Source organism: Lysinibacillus contaminans (genome assembly GCF_001278945.1).
GTDB classification, from domain to species: domain Bacteria; phylum Bacillota; class Bacilli; order Bacillales_A; family Planococcaceae; genus Lysinibacillus; species Lysinibacillus contaminans.
The window spans coordinates 2,169,060-2,194,885 of record NZ_LGRV01000003.1; the positions used below are offsets into that span (position 1 = coordinate 2,169,060).

Genomic DNA, 25,826 nt, shown 5'->3' on the forward strand with positions numbered 1-25,826 from the left:
ATTTACTACAACCGGATTGTAATCTTGAACTAATGCTCGCTTGATTCAGCGGATATTGCTTCTTTAAATGAGCAGCGCACCAAATACACAACAGGGTAATCCTTTAATTCGCTTACTAATGCCGCTGGATTGTTGTTTAAATCCCCCCAGCTTGTTTGAAAGCTGAGTGTATCTTCTGCGTAAATAATTTGGCCAATCGCCATATCTTCCGTTAGTGTAGTAACAGCTGGTAAAAGTGAGCTATGTCCGGATGCTCCACTGTCTGGCAATTCAATGAGATTCTCCCCTGTACCAATGTAAGACTCACCTATAACGGATGTTCGGACAATAGCATTTCTACTTTCCGGAACTTTCCGAACCGAAACGAGTATTTGTCGGTCTTCAAAAATCTCCGTCCCAACTCCGCCTTTGGAATCATCTGACAACTGTCCGTATTCATACTTTTCAAGCCATACATCTAGCTGCCCTCCTCGCTCATCTACTGTAACATCGTATGTAAAAATTATTTCGCCAGCAGCAGCTTTCAATAAATTTTCTTCTCGTTTTGTTAATTGTGCATTCATAATTGTATTGCCCTTCGTTTTTGTTATGTCTTCATTTTGGCAAGCCACTAATAAGATTCCCATTAAAATACACCAAAATATTTTTTTCAATGCTTCTATCCCTCCAATTCGATGCCATTTACTTTTTTGCCTCTGGAATTTCAAGAAGAACATAGTCTGTATTTTGCGAACAACCAGTAATATAGTATTCCTCTTTGCCTTGTTCATTAACTTTACTAATGATCTCCGTACAAACATCGGAATCTATCCCTTTATCATTTCCGCCAAATGCATCATTTGAATTATCATAAGAATATTGAATCTTTTCACCGTCATATTGTAAATCCTCAAATATTGGGTCACCTTCAATTGTATACGACGTCACTCGAACAGCATCTTCTTTATTGGTAGATACGTTATTTAAAAATTGCTCAAACCTGTCTAGACTATGTACTCCTTTTGGAGAAAAGGTAATATCTCCTCTTTTAATTGCTTCTGTCGAGTCATATGCGCCACTGTTTGAACAGCCAGCTAGTGTCATCAATACTAACAGTGTAAATAGCAATAGTTTGTACATCAAATACCTCCTAGGTCTCTCATACAAATGAGTTCGATATTAAAATATACAGAAATTGCAAATACCGAAGTGGTCAATATATTCATCTTAAGACAGACTTGTCGATCAAATTTGAGAAAACTTGTTTTCATGTGCCATCCCCTTTTATTGAAGACTACTTCTGCTTACTAATTTTTATTGACACTCATAAAGCCTGAATCTTGTAATACATAATTCTCTTTATACATTTCAGGGTATTTGAATGAGTAAGAAATTTGTTGTTCCGTTTCATTTGTAACGGTAATTATTGTTTCATCTAAACGCTCTCGCAGGAATAAGCTCTCTTTTACTGCTTCCTCCAAACCATGTTTACGATGATGCTCAATCAAACTATCTATGTTCTGTCTAATTAGCTGTATATCTTCCATTGTGGTTTCACGGATTGCTGTTTTTTTCACAGCTAGTAATTTTTCAATCTGTTCTCGAGTAAGGAAATCATTTGTCATAATAGTTGCCTCCCATTTTAGAATATTCCTCCTTGCAAAACGAACAGCTTACAAACATTTTAAAACCTCAGATAAGATATTCCATAAATATTCCAAAATACCTTTTAAATCTAAAATTTGTCCACCTACACATCGTCAAATTCAACAATTAGTTACAACAATCACTCGAACACCATTCGTTAATTCCAACAGATTTTTCAATATTACTCTTACAATCCAAAAGACGTATCGTGTAACTAGGTAAGTCCCAATATGCAATCCTAGGACGTTTGCAATCATTCATTCTCCACTAATAATGAATTTTAATACCCTATTTTTTTCTCTGTATAATCAAAACTAAGAACATGGAAATATTTGTTTAGTGAATAAATTGAAGTAAGGTACTTGAGGAGAATCGGTATGGGAGAGAACCTAACAATTGAGGAACGAGAGTCAAATCTGCCATGGTATTTAAAGCGTGGATGGTCAACATTTTTTGCCTTCATTTGTGCCCCGGTTGCACAAATTATTTTGCTATTTCATTTAAATAACGTGGGTAAGCAAACCAGATGGACTGTTTTTTTGGTGGCGATATTCGGTGGGCTGTGGTTGTTAAACTTTGTACCCGCAATCCATTTACAATTTTCATTACGTTGGTATTTTTCGGGTTTACAACACTACTTTTATTTATGAAGTTACTTGGTGCGGAAAAGATTGAGTAAGTGTGAGAAGGTTGTCATAGCTCACGATTAACGATTCTACTTCAAAATTAAATAACTTTCTTATTTCAAAAAATCGGACTCAACTCCAAAACATGTACTTACACTCTTTTAACAATCAAGATGCTCCTTTTGGCATTCTACTAAAATATCTTCATTCTTAGGTATTCGTCAAAAAACATTGCATTCGCACTTTCAAATACAAACGAAAACACCTGAAAAATACAAAAACAACACAAAATAGAGCTATTTCCTCTCCGCTGATCAAGCTACAAAATAATACATACAGGACAATAGACTTATGTTTTTTCTGATAAAACAAGCTATAAAATGCTGCATTCAATCAGAAAATACATTTTATATTCATTTTTTCTTTCAAATGGATTATAAAAAAAGCATCTGGACCTTATCATATTGTTCCCATTTCATGATTGACTTGTCATCTACTTTCTTAAAAACACCGCCAAGTACTCCTTTTATTTAGAGTAACCAGCGAGGAACATCCATCTGTCTATCAATGAAATAATGCTACCGAAAAAGACAAAAGAAGTGTGTTGGAAATACACTGTAATGTCTGTATATCAAGGCTTCGATCCGAAGAATCTCCTCTGCATCCTTTTGAAAAATTAGAGCAGCCAAAAATGGTTTAGCCAAATTGGAATTAGCAAACGTTCTTTGTTGATCTTTCCTTGAGCCACATTTTTGCTTCGAAAATTAATTAAGTTCATTTTCGTTTTATCACAGTAAATTCTAAAAGTGACTTAAACAAATGTGGATTTATTCAAACTTTCGATTTCGATATACGACATATTTTTTAATAAGCGCCATTTTAGGTCTTTCTCCTCTGTTTGTCACATATTTATATTTAAGTCGTATATCAATTTTGACAAATGAACTTTTTAACGTTTGAAAAATATTCTAAATAAAATTTGTTGTTCAGTATTTGACCGTGAAAAATGAAGTGATCAAAAAGGTTGAATGCCCTACATCCGTCTATCTACTATTTGATTAAAATCTCCATATAGATGCTTCAAAAAAAAGTAACGATGACCATTGAATTTTTTGTTCTGTCATTTCCACCTACTCTACCTTTGCAATACTTAAATAATCTGTAGCTGTACTAAGATTAATTTGCTGCTGACCTTTCGTATATACAACGTTGGTTCCGTCTATTTGCCCTTGATCCCATCCATTTTTCTTAAGTATCAATTTATAACTAAGTGGTATACCATTGTCACCAGACGCAGCTGACCAATCGAAGCTTTTTCGATTATCTGTTACTTCTGTTTGTATGAGCATGGCCCCTTTAGGAACTGGAAAGTCATACAGTTCCTCTGCCAATTCAAATTGCGATTTGGCAAAAGAATAATACAAGATGCCAACTACTACAAACAAAGCTAAAACCATAAATACTCCCCATTTTTTCATGTAATCCCCTCCAATAGGTTAACTTATTCCCTGGCTATAACATGCATACCTTTTTTATTACTCGACCAATTAAACTTACTATTTGTGTCTTTGTCCTTCCCAAAGATTCGTTTAAAAAAGTATTTTTTCGCAAACCAAAAATTTCATACATTACATACCATGATATATATTTCATCTGCCAGTTTTTTAAAAAAATCTGGATTAAGATCTCCGTTTAATTATACAGCTCATCGCGCTACATTAACTTTTTTGGTAACAACATCCCCCCCGCGTCCTGCAAAGTTTCATCATCCTTTTCCCAAAAAAGATTCCCCAGTTTGCCATCTTTATAAATCCACTTTTTTCATGCGTCCCTTTTTTAAAAAACAGCAGCTGAGAGATTTACCTAGCTATGAATAGGCATACAAATAGTCCAATTAGTCATACACCTCATATATTAACTAAGAATCATATCTTATCAAAACAGGAGGTCATTAACATGTTTAAACGTAATCGTCGCCACTCACGTGGTTGCAAAGGAAATAATCCACATTGCTGTCCGCCGCATATGATGCCAACACAGTTTGATCCAGCACAGTTCGATCCAACACAGCAGTTTGTTCGCACGAATATCATGCACACAGTCGTTCCACATGTTCATCCATCACATATCACAACAGTTAACAAACACATCATCGATCACCAGCACCATTTCCCAGTAACAGAATCCGTTGTAAATGAATGCTGTGAAAAGAATACAATGTGTGGCACACCATACAACCATCACTGTGGCCCACAACCAAGATGGTAAGTATCTAACACGTTCGTTTCACAACTACCTTCTTTTTCGTGAAACACACATTGATACGCCAGGCTATTGCCTGGCTTTTTTTGTCTTTTTCAATAAAACCCTTAACAAGTTACACATCCTTCACACGTTCAATTCACGCAACGTTTGAGATGTAACAGCTTTAATTTTTTCGCCTAACATGACAGCACCCCATCGATACATACACTTGAAGGGATTGAACTATGCACAAATAGCAATATCTCTTAGCCAATCGACAAAAATTGGAGGTAAAAGAAGTGAAAACGGAACTACACACCGAAAGATTACATTTAAGAACAATGAAAGCGTCCGATTCACATAGCTTGTTTAAGATTTGGTCTGACCCTGATGTTACAAAGTTCTTGAACATCTCAAGCTTTACGTACGAGGAGCAATCAACAGAAATCTTTGCACTTCTTGGTGAATTAGCTCGGGATAATATAGCTAGTAACTTCACTATAATTGAACGTGAATCAAACGAAATCATTGGTACATGTGGATTCAATTCAATCGACTTTGAAAATTCTAAAGCCGAAATTGGTGTTAGTATCGCAAAAGCCTATTGGGGCATGGGGTATGCATCTGAAGGTATCAATGCCCTGGTAAATTACACTTTCCAAACATTGGAGCTAAATCGAATTGAAGCAAAAGTCGAACCAGAAAATGTTAATTCAATCAAGGTTCTAACTAAATTAAATTTCACATTTGAAGGAACACTTAGACAATATGAAAAATCTAAAGGGAAGTTAATCGACATCAATATGTATTCGCGCTTAAGAACAGATTGATGTCGATTTTTTTGCCTATATCTCAAAAGAGATATAGGCCTTTTTATTTTGAGGCTTCTTCAAAATGATTGAATTAATATATCCCGTTCCATCCTCGCTTGTGACGATATGCCTCTCAAAGTCAGGAACACTTTTACACTGACGTACGCCTTTTTTGTTAAGTAAGCATACAATCAAATGGAATTTTGCACTTCATTCGAACCAAACCATTTTTTTCGGTTAAAATAGTGTATACATTATAATTTTATTAATAAGGGCTATTCTAAAGTTAAAGGGGACAAAATAATGTCACGTGAAGTTATTTTATATATTGGCGCTAGTTTAGATGGATTTATTGCGAAAGAAAATGATGACCTGAAGTGGTTGGAGGAAACAGAGGGTGAGGGTGACAATGGCTATTCAGAGATGTATGACTCGATCGATACTACGATTATGGGAAAAAGAACTTATGACTATGTCATGGAACATGCCGAAGCTTTTCCTTACCCGGACAAGAAAAACTATGTCTTTAGCACTTCTGAGCAAGGTTCCACTGAATACGTGGTTTTTGTAAATGAAGATGTCGTAGCATTTACAACACAGTTAAAAGAACAGCCAGGCGCTAAAATATGGATGGTTGGTGGTTCAGACATACTTGATGCCTTTATCAAAGAGAATTTAATTGACGAGTACATTATTACTCTCACGCCCCATATATTAGGTTCTGGTATTCCATTATTTAAAGAAAATAATCCGCAAATAGATTTAGTATTGGTTGATACAAAACGTTTTGGACAGTTTGTACAGCTGCATTATAAGGTGAAAAAATAACCTAATATGTATAGATGTTTGAAATGGCTCAAAATATGATATTTTTTTGACACTGAGTGAAATAATGGTGTCAAATAATATTAAATTCTGAAAAAAGAACTTGACCTTTAGATGTTATCATACTATAATTTCGATTATTATTCTAAATATCGAATGAGCGATGACAAGAACATATTAAGCCAGATCTCCCTGTTGGCAGAGAATCAGTGGTTGGTGGAAACTGATACAAAGATCTGTGTGAATTTCATTCTTCGAGCTTTTTTTATACTACATGTTAGAACAAGTGGTATAAAAACGGATTAAACCGTTATTTTACCAAGTGGGAGACATGGTTTGTTTCCAATTAGGGTGGTACCGCGTGAACAGCCACGTCCCTATCGTTACAGATAGAGACGTGGCTTTTTTGTCTTTTACTTTGTTTTACAGAAGTTAGGACGTAATAAAAATAGATAGGATTGATTAGCATTCAAACATCAGAGCAATGGTCATCGAAGATTGGTTTTATATTATCTGCTGCTGGATCAGCCATAGGAGTAGGCGCAATATGGAAGCTCCCTTATGTAACTGGCGTAAGTGGAGGAGGCGCATTCTTTCTTCTATTTATTTTATTTTCTTTGTTTATAGGTTTTCCGTTATTATTAGCAGAGTTTATTATTGGGAGAAGTACTCAAAAAGAAGCAGTTAGTGCTTACCGTAGTTTAGCACCTAATACAAATTGGCATTGGATCGGAAAGTTAGGGGTATTTACCTGCTTCCTATTATTATCCTTCTATAGTGTAATTGGTGGTTGGATTGTTATTTATTTTGCCAAAGGATTGTTTGGTGGAATTATTAGTGAAGGTGCAGATTATGCTTCTGTATTTGACGCAACGATCGGAAATCCACTCTTGGTTATGGGCGCTCAATTTGCGTTTTTAGCTTTCACAATTCTAGTTGTTGCAAAAGGGATTCAAAATGGGATTGAAAAAGTAAGTAAGATTTTGATGCCTGCCTTATTTATCCTATTTTTTGTTCTAATCATTCGCTCACTGACACTTGATAATGCAATGGAAGGTGTGAAATTCTTTTTAGCACCTGATTTCTCGAGCATTAACTCTCAAAGTATCTTGTTTGCGATGGGGCAAGCTTTCTTCTCCCTAAGTGTCGGCGTATCCGTAATGGTGACGTATAGTTCATATCTTTCGAAAAAAGAAAGCTTAATTCAGCCAGCTATTTCAATCGTTTCCATGAATTTATTCATCGCTTTATTGGCAGGATTAGCGATCTTCCCGGCCGTGTTTTCTCTAGGTTTAGAACCTGCTCAAGGACCTGGTTTGTTATTTGTTGTACTACCTGCTGTCTTTGATCAAATTATTTTTGGTGAAGCTTTCTTATTAGGATTTTTAGCTTTATTTTTATTCGCTACATTAACTTCTGCCTTTTCAATGTTAGAGATCATTGTAGCCTCTCTAGTAAAAGGTAAGGAAGAGCAGCGAACAAAATATGCCTATATGATTGGTGCTTTAATTTTCGTAGTCGGCGTACCTTCTGCATTATCGTATAGTGTATTTGCGGATATTTTAATCTTCTCGAAGAATATTTTTGACTCAGCTGATTATTTAGTTAGTAATATTTTAATGCCACTTGGTGTGTTTTTAATCTCGATTTTCGTACCACTGAAAATTAAGAAAAGCACTTTGCGAGAGGAACTTTTACAGCATTCTCGCTTAGGGGCAACCGCATTTAATATATGGTTCTTTATTATGAAGTATATTATTCCTTTTGTCATCATCATCGTATTCCTTGATATTACAGGCATACTTGATAAAATCATTGCACTTTTTTAGGATGAAACCACCCGCTATTTAAGTGCCAATATAGAAAAAGAAGTGCTGACAGTTTGCAGAGATTCTGCCTAACTTCAGCGCTTTTTTATCATCAAGCATCTAGGTCTGTGGTGGCATCTCTTTTATAATGATACAATATGGTAAATCTACAAAGAGGCACTGACAGATACTTAAACTATCTGTCAGTGCCTCCGATATTTTCCGTAAAAGCTGATATGAAGTGGTTACTCAATAGCTTTAAAATCTTTACTCAAGATTAAAAGTAAATTCTTTTCGCATTTTATTAATTACATCGGTAAAAGAATTTCACAATAATTACGAGGACTACACTTTTTTTCTAAATACGCTGATACTGCTTTATTTTCTAAAAAATCTAATACGGTTTCTTTCTCTCCAAACTCACTTACATCCAGTACATTTGATGTCACTTGGTCAATATATAGTTGAATCGTCATGTGTCTTGTGTATTTTTCGAATATAAAAGGTTGATGCCCATTTTTGTGACGCCTTTCCGAGTGAGTTAACCAAGCTTTTAATTCTACTTTTGTTAACAAAGATATAGATTTTTTACGAATCATTCTTTTATACTCAGTTCTTACCTTTTCAATAGTTGTCATCCTTAGATTTTTTTTACTGTCCTTGATTCTATTAATTTTTCTTGCATCCTGGATAGTTAGTTTCATTGCCGAACTCATATATCTTTCTCCCTTGTATTAGTTTTATATCTTCTTCAATTGAGATTGAATATAGTTGGATTTAAGTTTTTTCTTGTATTTATCAAATTCAGTTTTTCCGAAGTTCATTTGATACCAAAACTAATTGCATCATTAACTGTATGTTTGAATCCTCTATCGTCAAAAGATAGTTTTTCTAAAAAAAAATGCACTTACCTCAATCACTACAACTTTTATTCCCCTTTGACCCCTGTTCATAAACATCAGATATAATCGTATTTTTAATTCGTCTATATTTGACTACTCCCACTGATGTAGCGCTGTGTTCGTAGGTAGAATCTTTCACAATCTCACTTTGAACCTTCCTCCTATCGTAAAATCGAAGTTTAGTTCTATTTTAAATGGGAAGTTAAATTATAGATCAATATCAATAGGAGGAGATTCTCAGATGGATAATAATTCACAAAAAACAGCGGCAAGTAGTACTCCCGCTGAAGCTCGGTTAAAAATAGCGACCACTGCAATGGTCAGTAATCTGAATCTACACAGAACTGGGAATGGTGGAGATAAAGGCTCGACAGGTTTAATTAATTTGGAAGATGCAAAAAAAATTGTTGAAGAATGGCCTGCTACTTCTAAAATGGCGGCTGAAAATACAATTAATTTTTATGGACCACCAAATGAAGCAACTCCAAGCCGTCTAATCTGGTATAACAATGGACCTTGGAAACGAACTATTGCCTTTCGCGATGAGGTACCCCATGATTTCCCTGAGCCTCATACTGATGTACTTGAACAATTCATTGATTATCATGTGCCAGCAGATAAAGTAGGATTAGTTGCCCAACTAGAAGGTAGTATCGTTATTGATCGTACAAAAGGTGAGGTTTCTGTCCACTGCGATAATGAGGGTGCAAATACTCTCTCTCTAAATATGATGCATGAAATCGTTACAGGTAAACGTACTCCCGAAGAAGCAAGAACGTTTATCGCAAAGGAAATTGTTGAGTATGTATTAGGCCGTCCAGCACCATATGCCGAGAATTTCCAATTCAACTTACCTAAAGGAGAGCAGTGGGACACTGATATAACTATTGTGCAAGATGAGGAATTGAATCAAGCAGTTTCTAAAATGAAACAAACACTTGGATTGAATAGTAATTAAAAGTTGGTTTAATAAAACAAGTGTCCTCTATTATAAAGGGCACTTGTTCTTTATTTTTATACCTTTTCATACAATTGGCTCAATCTATAAATTAAAATTGTTTGTTAAACTCCCCTATACAATTAGCCGAATAAACATCATACATATTCACCCGCCTTCATTATACAAAAAAATACAATTACTCTGGCTTTATATTAAATACTATAAATAAAAGCTGAACTAATTATTCAGGTTAGTTCAGCTTAAAAATTTTCAATTTAAATATTTCACATTACATCAATAGTACTGGTTTATTATAGATTCAACTTACAAACATGACTTTTTTAAAATAAACGACAGTCAGGTTCTGTTTTTTCTAATTCAATTGAAGTGATAGTAATTTCTCATTTTCGGAAAATGAATAGTGACGCTTGTGTACTTTCCTTCTTGGGATTGCATAGAAATATCATGCCCTAATTTCAAGGCCATTTGTTTTGCCAAATATAGTCCCATACCTGTGGATTTCGAATGACTTCTCCCATTTGTACCTGTGAAGCCTCTTTCAAATACACGATAAAGGTCTTCTTGCTTGATGCCAATGCCAGTATCTCGTATGACTAATCGTTTTTCTTTACTGTCTTCTTCTATCAAAACAGAGATACCTCCGCCTTCAATTGTATACTTTAACGCGTTAGTGATGATTTGATTGATGATAAAAGCAAGCCATTTACTATCACTTTGTACAAAGTTCTCCCCTTCATCCATTTGAAAACGAATTCTTTTGGTGATAAAGTACTTCGCATACTTTTTCACACTATTTTTGACGATGTTTTGTACCGAGACGTCCGTAATGAAATAATCTTTAGAAAAAGAATCAATGCGAGAATAATATAACGCTTGTTCCACATAATTATCAATCTTGCTCAGCTCATCTTCCAATTTATCGACAAGGAAGTCCGTTGTCTTGCCTGTACTGTTTTCCATCAATAAATGACTTGCAGCGATTGGCAGCTTTACTTCATGAATCCAGGACATGATGAAGTCTTGATGATCACGTTTTTCTAGTACTAGTTTTTGTAGCTGTTCCGCATGATGGGCATGTACTTTTTGGATTAGCTGGATGTATAAAGCTTGCTCATAGCTTTGGGGCTCAGGCATTGCTATGTGAAAATCCTCCTGTTTACTGTCGATTAAATTCTGCAACTTAAGGTAGAAGGAACGTCGATAATAATAGCCGATAATCACATACAAACTTGCAAAAAAGAAACAAAAAATATGCGTATAAAGAAGGTTTTGAGAAGCCAACTCCCAATCATCATTGACGATCATAATTAATGAAACAAAAAGCATCAAAATCACATAGAGAGTGAGAAAAAATCGCTTATCTTTTAAATATTGAATAAAACTCATTCAATCATATACCCGCTTCCCTTCTTCGTGGTGATGAACTGTTCTTTGCCAAGTTCCGCAATTTTCTTGCGTATACGTGCAATATTTACGGTTAACGTATTTTCATCTACAAATCTTTCATCCGCCCAAAGGCTACGCATAATTTTACTCCGACTTACGACACTTCCTCTATTCTTCATGAGAAGATGCAAAATAATTGTTTCGTTTTTACTTAACACCACTTTTTGATTTTCATAAGTGACTTCATAGTTTTTCAAGTTAAGTACCACACCATCATGCTCAATGACCGTTAGCTCAAGATCCTCTGTATACGCGTACGTACGTCGTAGAAGTGCATTGATTTTAGCCATTAAAACATCCAGATGGAAAGGTTTATTGATGAAGTCATCGCCTCCCATATTCATTGCCATCACCATATCCATTGGTGTATTACGAGAGGAAATAAAGAGTATCGGTACTTTTGAAAATTCTCTTATTTTTTGACACCAGTAAAACCCGTCAAAGGATGGCAAGTTAATATCCATTAGCACAAGGTGAGGATTTTCCTGTAGAAAGATTTGTAGCACTTGGTCGAAATCATCTACTTTTACAAGCTCCAATCCCCATTTTTCGATTGTTTCTCCTATCATATCTCGAATTGTTTTTTCATCTTCTACAATCATAATTTTCATCATTTTTCTCCTGAATGTATAGAGTAAGGTTAATTTGTGCTTGAGGTAGCATAGTTATGCAGTTCTCACAGCACTTCTCCCCATCATTATAGTGGAAAAATGAATTTCTGTAGTCAAAATGACAGAACTGTAAGGTTAACGCTTAAACTGAAAGGTTACGGAAGTGTTGCGTGGTATAGAATAGAGCATGTAAAGAGAACACAACTTCGAAATTGGAGGAAATATAGATGAAAACAATTGTAGAAACTACAAACATCAAAAAAGTATACGGAGATAGAGGACAGACATTTACCGCATTGGACAATATAGATTTCACCGTTCGTGAAGGAGAATTTGTTGGTATTATGGGACCTTCGGGGGCTGGTAAATCGACACTTTTGAATATTTTGGCTACCATTGATAAACCCACATCAGGTGAAATATTGATTGATGGAACTAGCATATTAAACATGAGTGAAGATCAACTATCTGCATTCCGTCGTGACAAACTTGGTTTTATTTTTCAAGATTATAATTTGTTAGATACATTAACAGTAAGAGATAATATTATTTTGCCATTAGCATTAGCGAAAATGGATGTAATGGAAATCGATCGAAGAGTCTATGAAATAGCAGATCGCTTTGGGATTCTCTCCATCTTAGAGAAATATCCATATGAAATTTCAGGTGGGCAAAAACAGCGTACAGCTGCTTCTCGTGCGATCATATCGAATCCTAGCTTGATTTTAGCAGATGAGCCAACAGGTGCATTGGACTCTAAATCGGCGACAGACTTATTGGAGAGTTTGCAAGGTTTAAGTAATGAAGAGAAAGCAACCATATTAATGGTTACACATGATGCCTTTGCAGCGAGCTATTGCCAACGCGTGCTCTTTATTAAAGACGGTAACATATTCACGGAGCTTGCAAAAGGCAATACAACGCGCAAAGAATTCTTCAAAAAAATATTAGATGTATTATCTGTTCTTGGGGGTGGTGCAAGTGAACTTATTTAACCTAGCCAGAAAAAATATTAAAGGCAATATAAACAACTATTTGCTTTACTTTTTCTCTATGGTTGTTTGTATCATCATCTTTTATACGTTTAATTCTCTGTTATACATTCCAGAAATTCAAAATGTCGACCCATTTTTGGATAGTACTATGTCACAAACCTCTTTCATTTTAATAGGGTTCATCATCGTCTTTATTGGCTATTCGAATGCTTTTTTCACAAAAAAAAGGAAGAAAGAAGTCGGCTTGTACTCCCTACTTGGTGTAAAGAAAAAAACAATAGGACGTATGTTATTTTTTGAGAATATCATCATTGGCGCAATGACGTTATTAACAGGGCTCGTACTAGGTATCATTTTATCCAGATTGTCTGCTATGTTGCTGCTCAAGCTTTTGGGTGCCCCGATTGAAGTAAGTTTTAGTATTCCATTGGAAGCTATTTTAACAACGACACTTGTCTTTACAATGATTACTATTTTCACATCGGTTCAGTCGTATCTCTTAATTTACCGATTCCGATTGATTGAATTATTCCATGCAGAGAAAAAAGGCGAGAAAGTCCCAAAAGCCTCTTTCTTTTCTGCTAGCCTTGCGTTTGTATTACTAACAAGTAGTTATTGGTTGATGTTTAATGGCATGGCGATGCTTGCGATACCAATTGTGGTCATTGGTACTTATTTATTATTCCGCTCTTTGACAGTCTATCTGTTAAAACGTGCACAAAAGAAGAAGGCCAAGTACTATCACGGCATCAACATCATCGGTACTACTCACTTATTGTACCGAGTTAGAGGAAATGCACTGATGCTGACGATCATCGCTTTACTCATTACAGGCGCACTACCATACATTCAAGCAGCTTTTTCTGAATATGGTATGACTAAAAAAGAGGCTCGTAGCACAGCTCCGTATAGTTATATTTATCTTTCAAAGGATGAAGCGATTGATCAGCAAATCAATCGTATCATTACAAATGATAAAAACCATCCAATTACCGAGCAACTCGATATCCCGATTATTTCAGTGAAAGGAACTACCGCAGCACCATTTCAAGACAATCATGATCTGTCCATTAACTTGATGGCTGAACAAACCTTTCACCAAGTGAAAAAAACAATGGATTTAGGGGATATACCACCATTATCTGGCGAACAAGCTATCGCTTTTAAATATTATTTCATACATCAATCGGCTGCTGATTTTGAGGGACATGACATTGAAATTCCATTACCTCAAGGCAAGCAGACATTGACACTTGAAAAGCTCGAAAAAAAATCAGTACGACTAACAGATGGTGAGGAGTTTTTATATCTTGTCGTTGATGACAAATTGTTTAGTGAAATGGCTGAAAATTTCCCGCCCATCACGTATAAAGCGTATGAAGTAGAAAATGAAAAAACAACAAAAGAAACATCTGAGACTTTACAAAAACTATCCGATGAAAACATGCAATTGCTGACGTATTATGACAAATATACATCAATAAAAGCATTCACAGGCATGAAAACGTTTATTGTCAGCTCGTTAGCATTAGTCCTCTTAGCCGCAACGGGAAGTATTATTTATTTCAAACAAATCTCAGAAGCATATGCGGATCAAAACCGTTATGAGATTTTACGAAAAATAGGTGTAAATAAAAAGGAAGTAAGGTCAACAATAACCAAACAAACGCTATTTGTATTTATCTTGCCTTTACTGATTGGCATATTGAATGGAGGCATGTTACTTCTATCCATAGTGGTACAATATGATATGGACTTAATCGAAAATGTACTTTATTTCCTCTATGCGGTCGCTGCCTATGGCGTCATCTATCTGATTTATTACGTATTAACTATTACGTCTTATAATCGCATTGTGAACAGGTAATACAAAAAGGGTTGTCGCAGAAAGTCAGGAAAACTGACTTTCTGGACAACCCTTTTTGATTAATACATTTTTAGATATTGGTCGCGTTCCCATTGGTGTACTGTTGTTCGATACATATCGAACTCGATCTCTTTTGCTTCTTTAAAGTTCGCGTAAATGTGCTCACCTAGAGCTTCTTGCGCCACTTTGTCTTTTGCAAGTAATGCTAAAGCATCGTCAAGTGCTGGTGGTAGATTATCAATACCGTTTGCTTGGCGCTCTTCTTCAGACATTACATAGATGTTGCGGTTAATTGCAGCTGGTGGTGTTAGTCTTTGACGGATCCCTTCAAGGCCCGCTTCTAAAATAACAGCCATCGCTAAGTATGGGTTTGCTGCTGGGTCCACTGAACGAACTTCAACACGAGTAGAAAGACCACGTGCAGATGGGATACGGATCAGTGGTGAACGGTTTTGAGCAGACCATGCTACGTAACATGGCGCTTCGTAACCAGGCACTAAGCGTTTATAAGAGTTAACTGTTGGGTTTGTTACTGCCGTGAAACCTTGTACGTGTTTAAGAACACCCGCCATGAATTGCATAGCTGTTTCAGAAAGACCTAGTTCTGTTGATTCATCATAAAATGCATTTTCTTTACCATTGAATAATGATACGTTGAAATGCATACCAGAACCTGCTTCGCCGTACAATGGTTTTGGCATGAACGTTGCATGTAAGCCATGTTTGCGTGCAATTGTTTTAACAACTAATTTGAATGTTTGGATATTATCACAAGCCGTGATCGCATCAGCATACTTGAAATCGATTTCGTGTTGGCCAGGTGCTACTTCATGGTGAGATGCTTCGATTTCAAAGCCCATTTCCTCTAGCTCTAACACGATATCGCGGCGGCAATTTTCACCAAGGTCAGTTGGTGCTAAATCGAAGTAACCACCGTGGTCGTTTACTTCTAAAGTTGGTTCGCCTTTTTCATCTAATTTGAATAAGAAGAATTCTGGCTCAGGCCCTAAGTTGAAGCTTGTGAAGCCCATATCTTCCATTTTCTTTAGAATACGCTTTAAGTTATTACGTGGGTCACCTGCGAATGGTTCGCCTTTTGCAGTGTAGACGTCACAGATGAAACGTGCTACTTTCCCTTTATCAGAAGTCCAAGGGAACACTACGAAAGAATCTAAATCTGGAAATAGATACATATCTGATTCTTCGATACGAACGAAACCTTCAATTGATGAGCCGTCAAACATCATTTTGTTGTCTAGTGCTTTGTCTAGTTGGCTTACAGGAATTTCAACGTTTTTAATCGTACCCAGAATATCCGTAAATTGTAGTCGAATAAAGCTTACATGTTTTTCTTCAATTAGACGCTTAATGTCCTCTTTTGTGTATTTACCCACAGTTTTCCACACTCCTATAAATTGTCTAGCTTATATCATTACCCGAATCTAATTAATAGAATCGAGATAAATCACCTTGTCGGATGGACGATTTTTGCATGCGCTGTGCTTGACGCATTTCTTCGCGCATCACGCGACGTAGTTCAGTGTCGCTTAAATTTGTTTCTTCAGCTACGGCAGGATCTTGTTTTTTCGTGAAAATCTTTTTAATTTTCGCTATATTCATACCCTGTTCCAAGTAATCTTTTATTTCAAGAAGAATATCGACGTCATTTAAAGAAAACATACGGCGATTGCCTTCTGTTCGGTGCGGCTCAATTAAATGGTGTTCTTCATAATAACGAATTTGTCGCGCAGAAAGCTCGGTCAATTGCATCACGATACTCATAGATAATAACGGCATAGTTCGTCTAATTTCACGACTCATTTAAGTCCCCTCCAATACCCGATTATCATACAATGAAAAATTTTTACTGTCAATGGAGATGTAAGGTTTTCTTACATGGTTTTTTCAGAAATTTTTCACTAGACGAAGAAATGTAAAAAAACTGTTCAAATTAAGTCTTTGAACAGTTTTTACATATTTATTTTCGGATTTTTTGTACCGCGCTACAAATGGCAAATTTCACGTGCTCGTACGTTAATCCACCTTGAATAAACGCAGTATATGGCGGACGAATTGGGCCATCTGCTGTTAACTCAATGCTAGAACCCTGAATAAACGTGCCAGCTGCCATAATTACATCATCCTCGTAGCCCGGCATGTACGCCGGTTCCGGTGCATAGTGCGCATTAATCGGTGAATTCGCTTGTATTTCACGACAAAAGGCTATCATCTGATCCGCTGTTTGGAATGATACCGATTGAATTAAATCTGTTCGGTGCGCGGCATAGCTTGGCGACGTAGTCATTCCGATTTCCTCTAGCATCGCGGATGTAAAAATGGCACCTTTTAACGCTTGAGACACCACATGCGGTGCTAAGAAGAAACCTTGGTAGAAATCGGCCAATGTATTTAAAGTTGCACCAGCTTCTGCACCAATGCCCGGTGATGTCATACGGTACGCACATTTTTCTACTAATTCAGCGCGACCTGCAATATAGCCACCAATTTTCGCTAAGCCACCACCTGGATTTTTAATCAACGAGCCTGCCATTAAATCCGCACCGACTTCAGTTGGTTCCTGCGTCTCAACAAATTCACCATAGCAGTTATCGACAAAAATAATCGCCTCAGGTGCAAGTTCACGTACCTTCGCACACATATCAGCAATTTGCTCAATTGTGAATGATGGGCGCGATGCATACCCCTTTGAGCGTTGAATCGCAATCATTTTTGTATTCTGCGTAATCGCAGCCGCTACCCCGTCCCAGTCAATCTCCTGGTTATCAATTAAATCGACATGACTATAACCAATTTTATAATCTTTTAAGGAACCTGTATCCTTGTCACCACCATCGACAATGGACTGCAGCGTATCATAGGGCTTCCCTGTAATGTACAGCAGCTCATCCCCTGGGCGTAAAACACCAAAAAGACTTAGCGTAATCGCATGCGTGCCAGAAATAATTTGCGGACGTACAATTGCCGCTTCCGCCCCAAATACTGTCGCATAAACACGCTCTAAATTATCACGGCCCTCATCATCGTAGCCATAACCATTCGATGGATGCATATGATAATCACTCACCTGATGCTTTCTAAATGCCGATAGTACCTTTTGCTGATTAAAAAATGCCATCTCCTCCACTTTCACATGGAAAGGGCGTACCTTCTCTTCTATTTGTGTGGCTAGAGCCAATGTTTCTTCTGTTAAATTGCTTGTAAAAGTCATTTGTTTCGTCTCCGTTTCAATTAGTTCTTCCCTATCTTATCAATTTGTACGCAAGCCTGCAAAAATTGCTATTGTTTCTGTTTGCTAGATGCGCTAAGCTAGGGGCTAATTATTATAGTAGGAGTGAAAAGTATGGCTTGGGAAGTTTTTAGCATCGTTGGCACCATTGCCTTTGCAATTTCCGGGGCAATAATTGCGATGGAGGAAGAATACGATCTATTCGGTGTTTACATACTAGGAATTGTCACCGCTTTCGGTGGAGGGGCCATTCGTAATCTACTCATTGGCCTTCCTGTAACAACATTATGGGGCCAGGATATGATGTTTCAAATCGCGATTGCAGCCATTACGTTGTTTTTCTTATTTCCACATCGGCTCATTCAACACTGGCATCGTTGGGGCAATTTCACCGATGCTATTGGTTTATCAGCATTCGCCATTCAAGGGGCACTATATGCCGTAAAGCTCGATATGCCCATTAGTGCAGTCATTGTGGCAGCCGTATTAACTGGCTCTGGTGGTGGGATTGTGCGCGATTTGTTAGCTAGGCGCAAACCACTCGTACTACGCGATGAAATCTACGGCGTCTGGGCAGCTATTGCAGGACTTATCATAGGACTTGAAGTTTTATCAGGGGATATCTTTTTATATGTATTGTTTGCTGCCATTACAGCGTTACGTATTCTTTCTTATACACGAAAATGGCGTTTGCCATTGCGAAAATTAAACCAGGCTTAACGCTGTTTTCACACTCAAAAATGGCTACTGAATCATTTGCAACGATGAAGACCGCTATCATCGTGCAACTTTGGCGTTCTATCGTGCAGAAATCGAATGCTATCGTGCATCCTATTCATTCTATCGCCTAGCTCTCCGGAATTTTATACTGACTGTAGCGATTATTGCCTACTTTTTCAAACTTCAATGCTTGCAAAATACGGTAGGCAATATACTTGCTGGGAATGTTAAATTCCTTACATAGTATTGCATTTGTAATAGTACTTTCTCGCAAAAGCCGATAATCTTGCAAGGCCTCATCAAACGCCTCGTTGTTTTCCATACCACAACTTCGGCAAAACCACGAACCCTGCACATAATACATTTTCTGCTCATATGCACAATTTGGGCAGAGCACACCTGATTTCAACTCCTCATGCGCAATTTCCTGTACCCATAGCTTGTCTTGACGCATCGTTGCCAATTGTTCGAGTAATTGATCGAACTCTCTATTAGTTAATGCACGCTGACTGAATCGTTGCCACTGTTTCTGTAAAAAGTGAGGCAAGCCAATGCTATGCATAATGGGACATTCCACACTCACCTGGCCAATCATTGTAGATGATTGTGCCATGAGAATTACTTTTACAATCGGAAGTTTCAGCTGTAATTGCGTTAACACGTTTTGAAAATACCTCTCATGACGAAGCAGTTGGTCAACGGGATATGCAATGCTGTCTACTTTGCCGTTAGCCATTGTACGAATGCATTGCCTTTTCACATCATCAAAGTCGAGCCGACCTGCAATATTTTTTATTTCGATTAAGCATAAAAAATGGGGCGTTACAAATACGGTATCTACTTGATGGGTAAAACCTGCATCATTGACAAAACAATAATCATGGAATAATTGAAATGGGGAAGGTAGATTCATTTCCTGCCAAATACGATCGACATAGCGTTCACCAGCAAAGCCAGCATTCATTTTACGATGGTATTCCAGAAAATAAGAGTAGTTTGGGGATGTTTTTTTGAGTCGTCGTAAAATAGCTTCCAACATTAACAGCTTATGCGGCTTTTTCCTCTCCATTATTCGCAATATTTCACCACCTTTCTCAAATATATTATAAAAGATTTAGTAGCCCACAATCAATCGTGCATTGTTTACTTCCTATCGTGCAAAACTATTAGCCAATCATGCACCAAACGGATTCTATCGTGCAAAAACTCACCTCTATCAAGCACACCCCCTAGCAAAATTCAAATTTCCACACCTTTTCGACAAACTAAAAGCCCCCGCACAATGCGAGGGCTTCAAAACAAAAACTTATTTAAATTCTAACTCGCCGTCATAGGCAAGCATGCCACCTTCAAGGTTTGTTACGTCAAAGCCTTGCGCTTCTAAGAAAGCACATGCATTGGCAGAGCGTCCGCCAGCTTTACATACTACTATGTATGGCTTTGAAGCATCTAATTCGTCTAAGCGATCAGGGATTGTGCCAAGTGCGATGTGCTTAGCGCCTGGGATCATGCCTTGTGCGACTTCATCGTCTTCGCGTACGTCAATAATGTATAAATCTTCGTTTGCATCTAGTAACTCTAATAATGCTGGTGTTTCCATTGATTTCATGTGTTATTTTCCTCCAATATATCGATCTCGCCTTTATTATAGCGCGAACAAAAAAAAACGGCTAGTGCAATGACACTAACCGATAAAATTTAAAGCTTTGATTTCTCTTATTCTGTTAGGTCCACTTGCTTTAGTGGGGCGAAAGTAGATATAGCGTGTTTGTAAATAAGATGTTGTTTGCCATCACCATCAATAAGTAAAATCGTGAAGTTATCATAAGATTTCACCGTTCCTTTTAGTTGGAACCCATTCAACAGAAATACTGTAACAAAAACACTATTTTTACGTAACTGATTTAAGAATGCATCTTGCAAATTAGTCGTTTTCATCGAAAGCGCCTCCTCTATCTCTCTTTCTATATACCCACCTTATACTAGCATAAATTTCCAAATTAGCAATAATTTTTTCACAAAAAGTGTATATCCATTTTATTTCGGAAATACGTTAGCTGACGCTTGGCATAACGACGTGAGTTTTGCTTGAGGCTTTCTATCGCTTCTTCAAGTGAGCATTTACCATCCAGATAATCATATAATTCTTTGTAACCAATTGCTTGAATTGACTGGACGCCTCGAATATTTTGCTGCCATAAGCCCTTTACTTCTTCCAATAGGCCTTTTTCCATCATGATATCCACGCGGCGATTTATGCGATCATATAATTCTTCACGATCCATATTTTGTCCAAGCCCGATTATCAAATGATTGTAAAGTGGAATCTCTCCACGATTTTGGGCTTCTGACGCCTTGGAAACACCACTTAATTCGATCATCTCTAAAGCACGAATGACACGACGCGTATTATTTGGGTGTATCGTCTCTGCTGTTTTTGGATCTAGTGCTGCGAGTTTTGCATGCATTGCCTCAGGGCCCAATTTCTCAAGCTCAGCATAATAAGCTTTACGTGCTTCCTCATCTACTTGTTCATCCGTAAACTGAAAATCAAATAACACAGCTTGTACATAAAGTCCTGAGCCACCAACGATAATCGGTAGCTTTCCTCGTGCTTGAATCTCAGAAATTTTCGCTCGCACTAATTTTTGATAGTCGGCAACGGAAAAGGAATCTGTCGGCTCCAGGAAACTGAGCAAATGATGTGGGACACCTTCCATCTCTTCGTCGGTAATTTTGGCTGTACCAATATCTAAACCTTTGTAAACCTGCATCGAATCGCCATTAATAATTTCACCATTATATTGTTTGGCTAGCTCAATGCTAAGTGCTGTTTTGCCGGAAGCAGTAGGACCAACAATCGCTACGACTTCTGCTTTTGTTATTTTGTCATGTATCATATTTATTTAACCACCGTAATAAAACTTGATAAACCGCTTGTTGATTGTCTTCGTTTAGAATTTCATGTCTCTTGTCTTCAAACAAATAAACAGTCACATCTTCTAGACCTGCAGAACGATATTGCTCTGCCACACGGTACACACCGGCCCCTTGCTCTCCAACAGGGTCCTTGCTTCCACTAATCAATAAAATCGGTAAGTTTTTCTTTATTTTTTCAATCTCTTTTTTTCGATTCAGTTCCATAAAGCCTTTTGTCAAATCCGCGAAAAACTGATTGGTCGGGATAAAGCCACAATAAGGATCATCGATATATTTTTGCACCTCTTGCTCCACGGAACACAACCAATCATACGCTGTTTTAGTAGAAGGGAATTGCTTATTGAAGCTACCAAAGCTTAAGTCGTTTAATAACGGGCTCTCTACATCTTTTCCGAACTGTTTAGCTAAGGCAAGCGCCACATAATGCCCCACTTTATGTAAAGTCGAGACAGCACCAGCACCACATAAAATCACACGATCCACCGACTCACCATACAACTGAATGTATCGTCTCGCAATAAAGGACCCCATGCTATGCCCAAATAATATAAACGGTACATCCGTATATGGTGCATGCATCACGCTTACAATTTCATGGACATCTTCAACAACACGCGCAAAGCCGTCCTCTTCTGCAAAAAAACCAAGCTGTCCATTACGCATTGCAGTTTTACCGTGCCCTCTGTGATCATGCATCGTTACGACATATCCAAACGCACACAGTTCACGAGCAAATTTCTCATAGCGTCCACTATGCTCCGCCATACCATGCAAAATATGAATATGGCCGATACAAATTCCTACAGGTTCAAACTTATTCGTAAACACCACATGTCCATCCGACATTTGCATCAGTTGTTCCATCAGATTTCCCCCTCTAGTTTGCAAAATTCGTTGCTTCTTCGATGGCTTCATCTAGCTGTGCTAAGTATTCTACTCGTTGCTTTTCTGTATACCCCAGATGCTGTTGCATCACATGCATCACCTGTTGTTTATAACGTTTCACCGCTTCAATATCAAAATATAATAATCCTGTACGGCGAATGAAAAAATCACTTGGCGTATTCACCATCTCCGCCTCCATGCCGTATAACAACATCGCATGTAAAGCTAGCGGCATCGTACTTCCATGCTCATGCAAAAATTTCACTTGATTGAATAATGCATCTACATTTGTACCGTATTTTTGCACAAGTTGCTTGGCTTCATCATATGTCAATCCGTACTGTACGCCTTCTCTCGCTTTGTAGCTTATATAGTCTGAGAAATTGATGGCATTTATGCCCCTTGCACCTGACAATGACATTTCACGTGTCGAACATTTATCCGCATGTTTAAATTTATGCGCTGCCACAATTTTATCGACAACCGTTTCTGCCATTTGACGATAGCCGGTTAATTTACCACCTGCAACCGTCATCAGTCCGCTCGGTGCAGTCCACACTTCATCTTTACGTGAAATTTCAGATGGATCTTTCCCTTTTTCATAAATGAGCGGGCGTATCCCTGCCCAAGAAGACTCAATCGTCTCGGTCGTAATAGTTGCTGTCGGAAAAATTGATTTTGCCGCTGCGATTAAATAATCCACATCTTCCTTCGTTGCAACGGGATGCTTTGGATCACCTTCATACACTGTATCAGTTGTACCAATATAGGCTTTACCATCTCGTGGAATAGCAAATGCCATCCGACCATCTGGAATATCAAAATACACTGACTGCTGTAATGGGAAATGTTTTTGGTCGAGTACAATATGCACACCTTTTGTTAGGCGGAGTTGCTTCTTATTCGACTCTTTATCTTTATTACGCACTTCATCTACCCAAGGCCCTGTTGCATTCACAATTTGCGCGGCATGTACATCCATCGATTGACCAGTGATCGCGTCTACAACTTTTGCGCCCACTACTTTTTTCTTGTCGTATAGAAATTCTGTTACTTTGGCATAGTTTAAACAAAGAGCACCGTTTTCTACTGCCTTTTTGAGCACCTCTATCGTTAATCGTGCATCATCTGTACGATATTCGACGTAATAGCCGCCACCTACAAGCCCATCTTGCTTTAACAGTGGCTCAAGTTCCATTGTTTCCTGTGCGTTCAGCATCGTACGACGTTCCTGTTTTTTCACACCTGCCAAACGGTCATATACTTTTAATGCGATCGATGTGGTGAAAGGACTTAGTGAGCCTTGTTTATACAGCGGCAACAGCATTCTTTCAGGTGTTGTCACATGCACGGCATTATCATACACAATTTCTCTTTCGCGACCTACCTCTGCCACAACACCAACTTCAAACTGCTTTAAATAACGCAATCCACCATGTATTAGCTTTGTGGAACGACTAGAAGTACCGGCAGCAAAATCCTGCATTTCAACAAGCGCAACCGAAAGACCACGTGCAGCAGCATCAAGTGCAATACCTACACCCGTAATACCCCCTCCGATAACTAGCACATCAAAGCTATATTGTTCAAGATAATGCTTAATTTTAGGACGATGCTTAAATGAAAACATATGATTTTCCCCCATCGGTTATATTATCAATTACGCCTCGGCGTAATTGTTGCTGACGCTTCGCTTTCGCACAGAAAAACAATGCGTCCAGATTTTGAATTGTGCTGGCACAATTCAAAATCTGTGACATCCGCCGGAGGCTTTAACTTTATTCAGTCTAAGTTCTACAGCTGACTGAATAAAGTTAAAAGATGCGTGTTGCCTCCACTGCCTTTTGCCATCCTAAATAAAGTGCCTGCGCTCGGCTTTTATCCATTTTCGGCATATAGGTTTTGCCACTCTCCCAAAGTCCTGAAAGTTCATCTTCATCTTGCCAAAATCCAGTTGCTATTCCTGCTAAATATGCTGCACCAAGCGCGGTGGACTCGTTCATCTTGGCAAGCTCTACTTCCAATTGCAATACATCACTTTGAAACTGCATTAAAAGGCTGTTGGCAACAGCTCCACCATCCACACGTAATGCATGTATTGGTGAACCAGCGGCTTCTTCCATCGCATGAAGTACATCTTTCGTTTGATACGCTAATGATTCGAGTGTCGCACGGATAAAATGTTCCTTTGACGTACCACGCGTTAAGCCGAAAATAGCCCCTCTCGCGTCTGTATCCCAATACGGGGTGCCTAACCCAACAAATGCCGGCACGACGTAAACACCGTCTGTATCTTCTACTCTTTCCGCGTAAGTTTCAGAGTCAGCGGCACTACGGATCATACGAAGCCCGTCACGTAACCACTGTATCGCTGAACCAGCCACAAAAACGCTACCTTCTAATGCATACGTTACCTTGCCATCAAGTCCCCACGCAATCGTTGTAAGGAGTCCATTTTCCGACCGAACCGCCTCTTCACCTGTGTTAAGAAGCATGAAGCACCCTGTGCCATACGTATTTTTGGCCATGCCTTTTTGAAAGCATGTTTGACCGAATAGCGCTGCTTGTTGATCACCTGCAATACCAGCAATTGGTATTTCCTCGCCAAAGAAAATACTTTTCGCCGTCGTCGTATAAATCTCCGACGAGTTTTTTACCTCTGGCAACATCGCCATCGGAATATCTAAAATTGCACAAAGCTCATCGTCCCACTTCAAGTCATGAATATTATAAATAAGTGTCCGTGAAGCATTTGAATAATCCGTAATATGGGCCTTCCCTTTAGATAATCGCCACACTATCCACGAATCAATCGTGCCAAATAATAATTCACCGTTTTCGGCTTTTTCACGAGCACCTTCTACATTGTCTAAAATCCATTTGATTTTTGTTGCCGAGAAATAGGCATCGAGACGCAGGCCCGTTTTTTGCTGGAACGTTTTCTCAAGTCCTCGTTCCTTTAAATCATTGACAATATCCTGCGTTTGACGAGACTGCCAAACAATCGCATTGTAGATAGGTTGCCCGGTGTTTTTATCCCATACAACCGTCGTTTCACGCTGATTGGTAATACCAATTGCATGTACCTCGCTCGCTTCATGTTCGCTTTCAGTCATTACCGTAGCGATTACCGCAAGAATTGAGCCCCAAATTTCTGTGGCATCATGTTCTACCCATCCAGCTTTCGGGAAAAACTGTTGAAATTCCTTTTGTGCTTCGTGAACAATCTCACCTTTTTTATTGAACAAAATCGCACGTGAACTCGTCGTTCCCTGATCGAGTGCTAGTATGAATTCACCCATTCAGTTTCC

General features: G+C 38.1%; 26 protein-coding genes, 1 pseudogene and 1 other annotated feature. Of the genes and pseudogenes, 9 read left to right on the forward strand and 18 right to left on the reverse strand.

The window, feature by feature from the left end; translation table 11 throughout:
- Positions 1-29: 29 nt before the first annotated feature.
- From AEA09_RS12720 to AEA09_RS12730, 3 genes are all read right to left on the reverse strand, one after another.
- The gene (locus AEA09_RS12720; RefSeq protein ID WP_053584206.1) at positions 30-653 is read right to left on the reverse strand and encodes a hypothetical protein; all 624 of its coding nucleotides are present in this window, start codon (positions 651-653) and stop codon (positions 30-32) included.
- Positions 654-681: 28 nt separating this feature from the next.
- Positions 682-1,119 (reverse strand): DUF4362 domain-containing protein, encoded by a 438-nt coding sequence (locus tag AEA09_RS12725; RefSeq protein WP_053584207.1) that lies wholly within the window; start codon positions 1,117-1,119, stop codon positions 682-684.
- Between the two features lie 167 nt (positions 1,120-1,286).
- A complete protein-coding gene (locus tag AEA09_RS12730) occupies positions 1,287-1,604 on the reverse strand; it encodes a hypothetical protein (RefSeq protein ID WP_053584208.1) in 318 nt (105 codons plus the stop codon).
- A 399-nt stretch (positions 1,605-2,003) separates the two neighbouring features.
- On the opposite strand from AEA09_RS12730, the gene AEA09_RS12735 reads away from it, so the two are divergent.
- Positions 2,004-2,276: a hypothetical protein gene (locus tag AEA09_RS12735; protein WP_053584209.1), complete on the forward strand. Its 273-nt coding sequence runs from the start codon at positions 2,004-2,006 to the stop codon at positions 2,274-2,276.
- A gap of 1,106 nt (positions 2,277-3,382) precedes the next feature.
- Here the strand turns inward: AEA09_RS12735 and AEA09_RS12740 are convergent.
- A complete protein-coding gene (locus AEA09_RS12740) occupies positions 3,383-3,730 on the reverse strand; it encodes a hypothetical protein (protein ID WP_053584210.1) in 348 nt (115 codons plus the stop codon).
- Positions 3,731-4,208: 478 nt separating this feature from the next.
- On the opposite strand from AEA09_RS12740, the gene AEA09_RS12745 reads away from it, so the two are divergent.
- Together AEA09_RS12745 and AEA09_RS12750 are read left to right on the forward strand one after the other, a co-directional pair.
- On the forward strand, positions 4,209-4,520 hold the full coding sequence (locus AEA09_RS12745; protein WP_053584211.1) for a CotD family spore coat protein: 312 nt from the start codon (positions 4,209-4,211) through the stop codon (positions 4,518-4,520).
- A 275-nt stretch (positions 4,521-4,795) separates the two neighbouring features.
- Positions 4,796-5,326 (forward strand): GNAT family N-acetyltransferase, encoded by a 531-nt coding sequence (locus AEA09_RS12750; protein WP_053584212.1) that lies wholly within the window; start codon positions 4,796-4,798, stop codon positions 5,324-5,326.
- 57 nt (positions 5,327-5,383) lie between these two features.
- Here AEA09_RS12750 and AEA09_RS20550 read toward each other — a convergent pair.
- Positions 5,384-5,491, reverse strand: a pseudogene (locus AEA09_RS20550) (DNA-binding transcriptional regulator); the annotation flags it as partial.
- 120 nt (positions 5,492-5,611) lie between these two features.
- On the opposite strand from AEA09_RS20550, the gene AEA09_RS12755 reads away from it, so the two are divergent.
- Together AEA09_RS12755 and AEA09_RS12760 are read left to right on the forward strand one after the other, a co-directional pair.
- A complete protein-coding gene (locus AEA09_RS12755) occupies positions 5,612-6,136 on the forward strand; it encodes a dihydrofolate reductase family protein (RefSeq protein ID WP_053584213.1) in 525 nt (174 codons plus the stop codon).
- Positions 6,137-6,287: 151 nt separating this feature from the next.
- Positions 6,288-6,515: a binding site (T-box leader), on the forward strand.
- A gap of 85 nt (positions 6,516-6,600) precedes the next feature.
- A complete protein-coding gene (locus AEA09_RS12760) occupies positions 6,601-7,962 on the forward strand; it encodes a sodium-dependent transporter (protein ID WP_053584708.1) in 1,362 nt (453 codons plus the stop codon).
- Between the two features lie 287 nt (positions 7,963-8,249).
- On the opposite strand, the gene AEA09_RS12765 is transcribed toward AEA09_RS12760, so the two are convergent.
- Complete coding sequence (locus AEA09_RS12765; protein WP_053584214.1) at positions 8,250-8,657, reverse strand: hypothetical protein; 408 nt, start codon at positions 8,655-8,657, stop codon at positions 8,250-8,252.
- 427 nt (positions 8,658-9,084) lie between these two features.
- Between AEA09_RS12765 and AEA09_RS12770 the strand changes: the two genes are divergently transcribed.
- Positions 9,085-9,801, forward strand: coding sequence for a hypothetical protein (locus AEA09_RS12770; RefSeq protein ID WP_053584215.1), 717 nt, complete (start codon positions 9,085-9,087; stop codon positions 9,799-9,801).
- 360 nt (positions 9,802-10,161) lie between these two features.
- Here AEA09_RS12770 and AEA09_RS12775 read toward each other — a convergent pair whose 3' ends face one another.
- Positions 10,162-11,190: a sensor histidine kinase gene (locus AEA09_RS12775; RefSeq protein ID WP_053584216.1), complete on the reverse strand. Its 1,029-nt coding sequence runs from the start codon at positions 11,188-11,190 to the stop codon at positions 10,162-10,164.
- Positions 11,187-11,861, reverse strand: coding sequence for a response regulator transcription factor (locus AEA09_RS12780; RefSeq protein ID WP_053584217.1), 675 nt, complete (start codon positions 11,859-11,861; stop codon positions 11,187-11,189). Before AEA09_RS12780 ends, AEA09_RS12775 begins: the two co-directional genes overlap by 4 nt.
- Positions 11,862-12,088: 227 nt before the next feature.
- On the opposite strand from AEA09_RS12780, the gene AEA09_RS12785 reads away from it, so the two are divergent.
- Both AEA09_RS12785 and AEA09_RS12790 read left to right on the forward strand, forming a co-directional pair.
- Positions 12,089-12,856, forward strand: coding sequence for an ABC transporter ATP-binding protein (locus AEA09_RS12785; RefSeq protein ID WP_053584218.1), 768 nt, complete (start codon positions 12,089-12,091; stop codon positions 12,854-12,856).
- A complete protein-coding gene (locus tag AEA09_RS12790; protein ID WP_053584219.1) occupies positions 12,843-14,723 on the forward strand; it encodes an FtsX-like permease family protein in 1,881 nt (626 codons plus the stop codon). The genes AEA09_RS12785 and AEA09_RS12790 overlap by 14 nt, the downstream gene beginning before the upstream one ends.
- 59 nt (positions 14,724-14,782) lie before the next feature.
- On the opposite strand, the gene glnA is transcribed toward AEA09_RS12790, so the two are convergent.
- The 3 genes from glnA to AEA09_RS12805 all read right to left on the reverse strand — a co-directional run bounded on the left by glnA (position 14,783) and on the right by AEA09_RS12805 (position 17,952).
- Complete coding sequence (gene glnA / locus AEA09_RS12795) at positions 14,783-16,117, reverse strand: type I glutamate--ammonia ligase (RefSeq protein WP_053584220.1); 1,335 nt, start codon at positions 16,115-16,117, stop codon at positions 14,783-14,785.
- 52 nt (positions 16,118-16,169) lie between these two features.
- Positions 16,170-16,544, reverse strand: a complete 375-nt coding sequence (locus tag AEA09_RS12800) for a MerR family transcriptional regulator (protein ID WP_053584221.1) — start codon at positions 16,542-16,544, stop codon at positions 16,170-16,172.
- 157 nt (positions 16,545-16,701) lie between these two features.
- Positions 16,702-17,952, reverse strand: coding sequence for a methionine gamma-lyase family protein (locus AEA09_RS12805; RefSeq protein WP_053584222.1), 1,251 nt, complete (start codon positions 17,950-17,952; stop codon positions 16,702-16,704).
- A gap of 132 nt (positions 17,953-18,084) precedes the next feature.
- On the opposite strand from AEA09_RS12805, the gene AEA09_RS12810 reads away from it, so the two are divergent.
- A complete protein-coding gene (locus AEA09_RS12810) occupies positions 18,085-18,690 on the forward strand; it encodes a trimeric intracellular cation channel family protein (RefSeq protein ID WP_053584223.1) in 606 nt (201 codons plus the stop codon).
- A gap of 127 nt (positions 18,691-18,817) precedes the next feature.
- On the opposite strand, the gene AEA09_RS12815 is transcribed toward AEA09_RS12810, so the two are convergent.
- The 7 genes from AEA09_RS12815 to glpK form a co-directional block, all read right to left on the reverse strand.
- Complete coding sequence (locus tag AEA09_RS12815) at positions 18,818-19,759, reverse strand: nuclease-related domain-containing protein (protein ID WP_245622872.1); 942 nt, start codon at positions 19,757-19,759, stop codon at positions 18,818-18,820.
- 237 nt (positions 19,760-19,996) lie between these two features.
- Entirely contained in the window at positions 19,997-20,299 is a 303-nt protein-coding gene (locus AEA09_RS12820) for a rhodanese-like domain-containing protein (RefSeq protein WP_053584225.1), read from the reverse strand.
- A gap of 107 nt (positions 20,300-20,406) precedes the next feature.
- Positions 20,407-20,628 (reverse strand): RNA chaperone Hfq, encoded by a 222-nt coding sequence (hfq, locus tag AEA09_RS12825; RefSeq protein ID WP_053584226.1) that lies wholly within the window; start codon positions 20,626-20,628, stop codon positions 20,407-20,409.
- A gap of 77 nt (positions 20,629-20,705) precedes the next feature.
- Positions 20,706-21,590 (reverse strand): tRNA (adenosine(37)-N6)-dimethylallyltransferase MiaA, encoded by an 885-nt coding sequence (miaA, locus tag AEA09_RS12830; RefSeq protein ID WP_053584227.1) that lies wholly within the window; start codon positions 21,588-21,590, stop codon positions 20,706-20,708.
- Complete coding sequence (locus AEA09_RS12835) at positions 21,580-22,494, reverse strand: alpha/beta fold hydrolase (RefSeq protein ID WP_053584228.1); 915 nt, start codon at positions 22,492-22,494, stop codon at positions 21,580-21,582. The genes miaA and AEA09_RS12835 overlap by 11 nt, the downstream gene beginning before the upstream one ends.
- 13 nt (positions 22,495-22,507) lie before the next feature.
- Complete coding sequence (locus AEA09_RS12840; RefSeq protein ID WP_053584229.1) at positions 22,508-24,145, reverse strand: glycerol-3-phosphate dehydrogenase/oxidase; 1,638 nt, start codon at positions 24,143-24,145, stop codon at positions 22,508-22,510.
- A 184-nt stretch (positions 24,146-24,329) separates the two neighbouring features.
- Positions 24,330-25,817, reverse strand: a complete 1,488-nt coding sequence (glpK, locus tag AEA09_RS12845) for a glycerol kinase GlpK (RefSeq protein WP_053584230.1) — start codon at positions 25,815-25,817, stop codon at positions 24,330-24,332.
- Positions 25,818-25,826 lie beyond the last annotated feature (9 nt).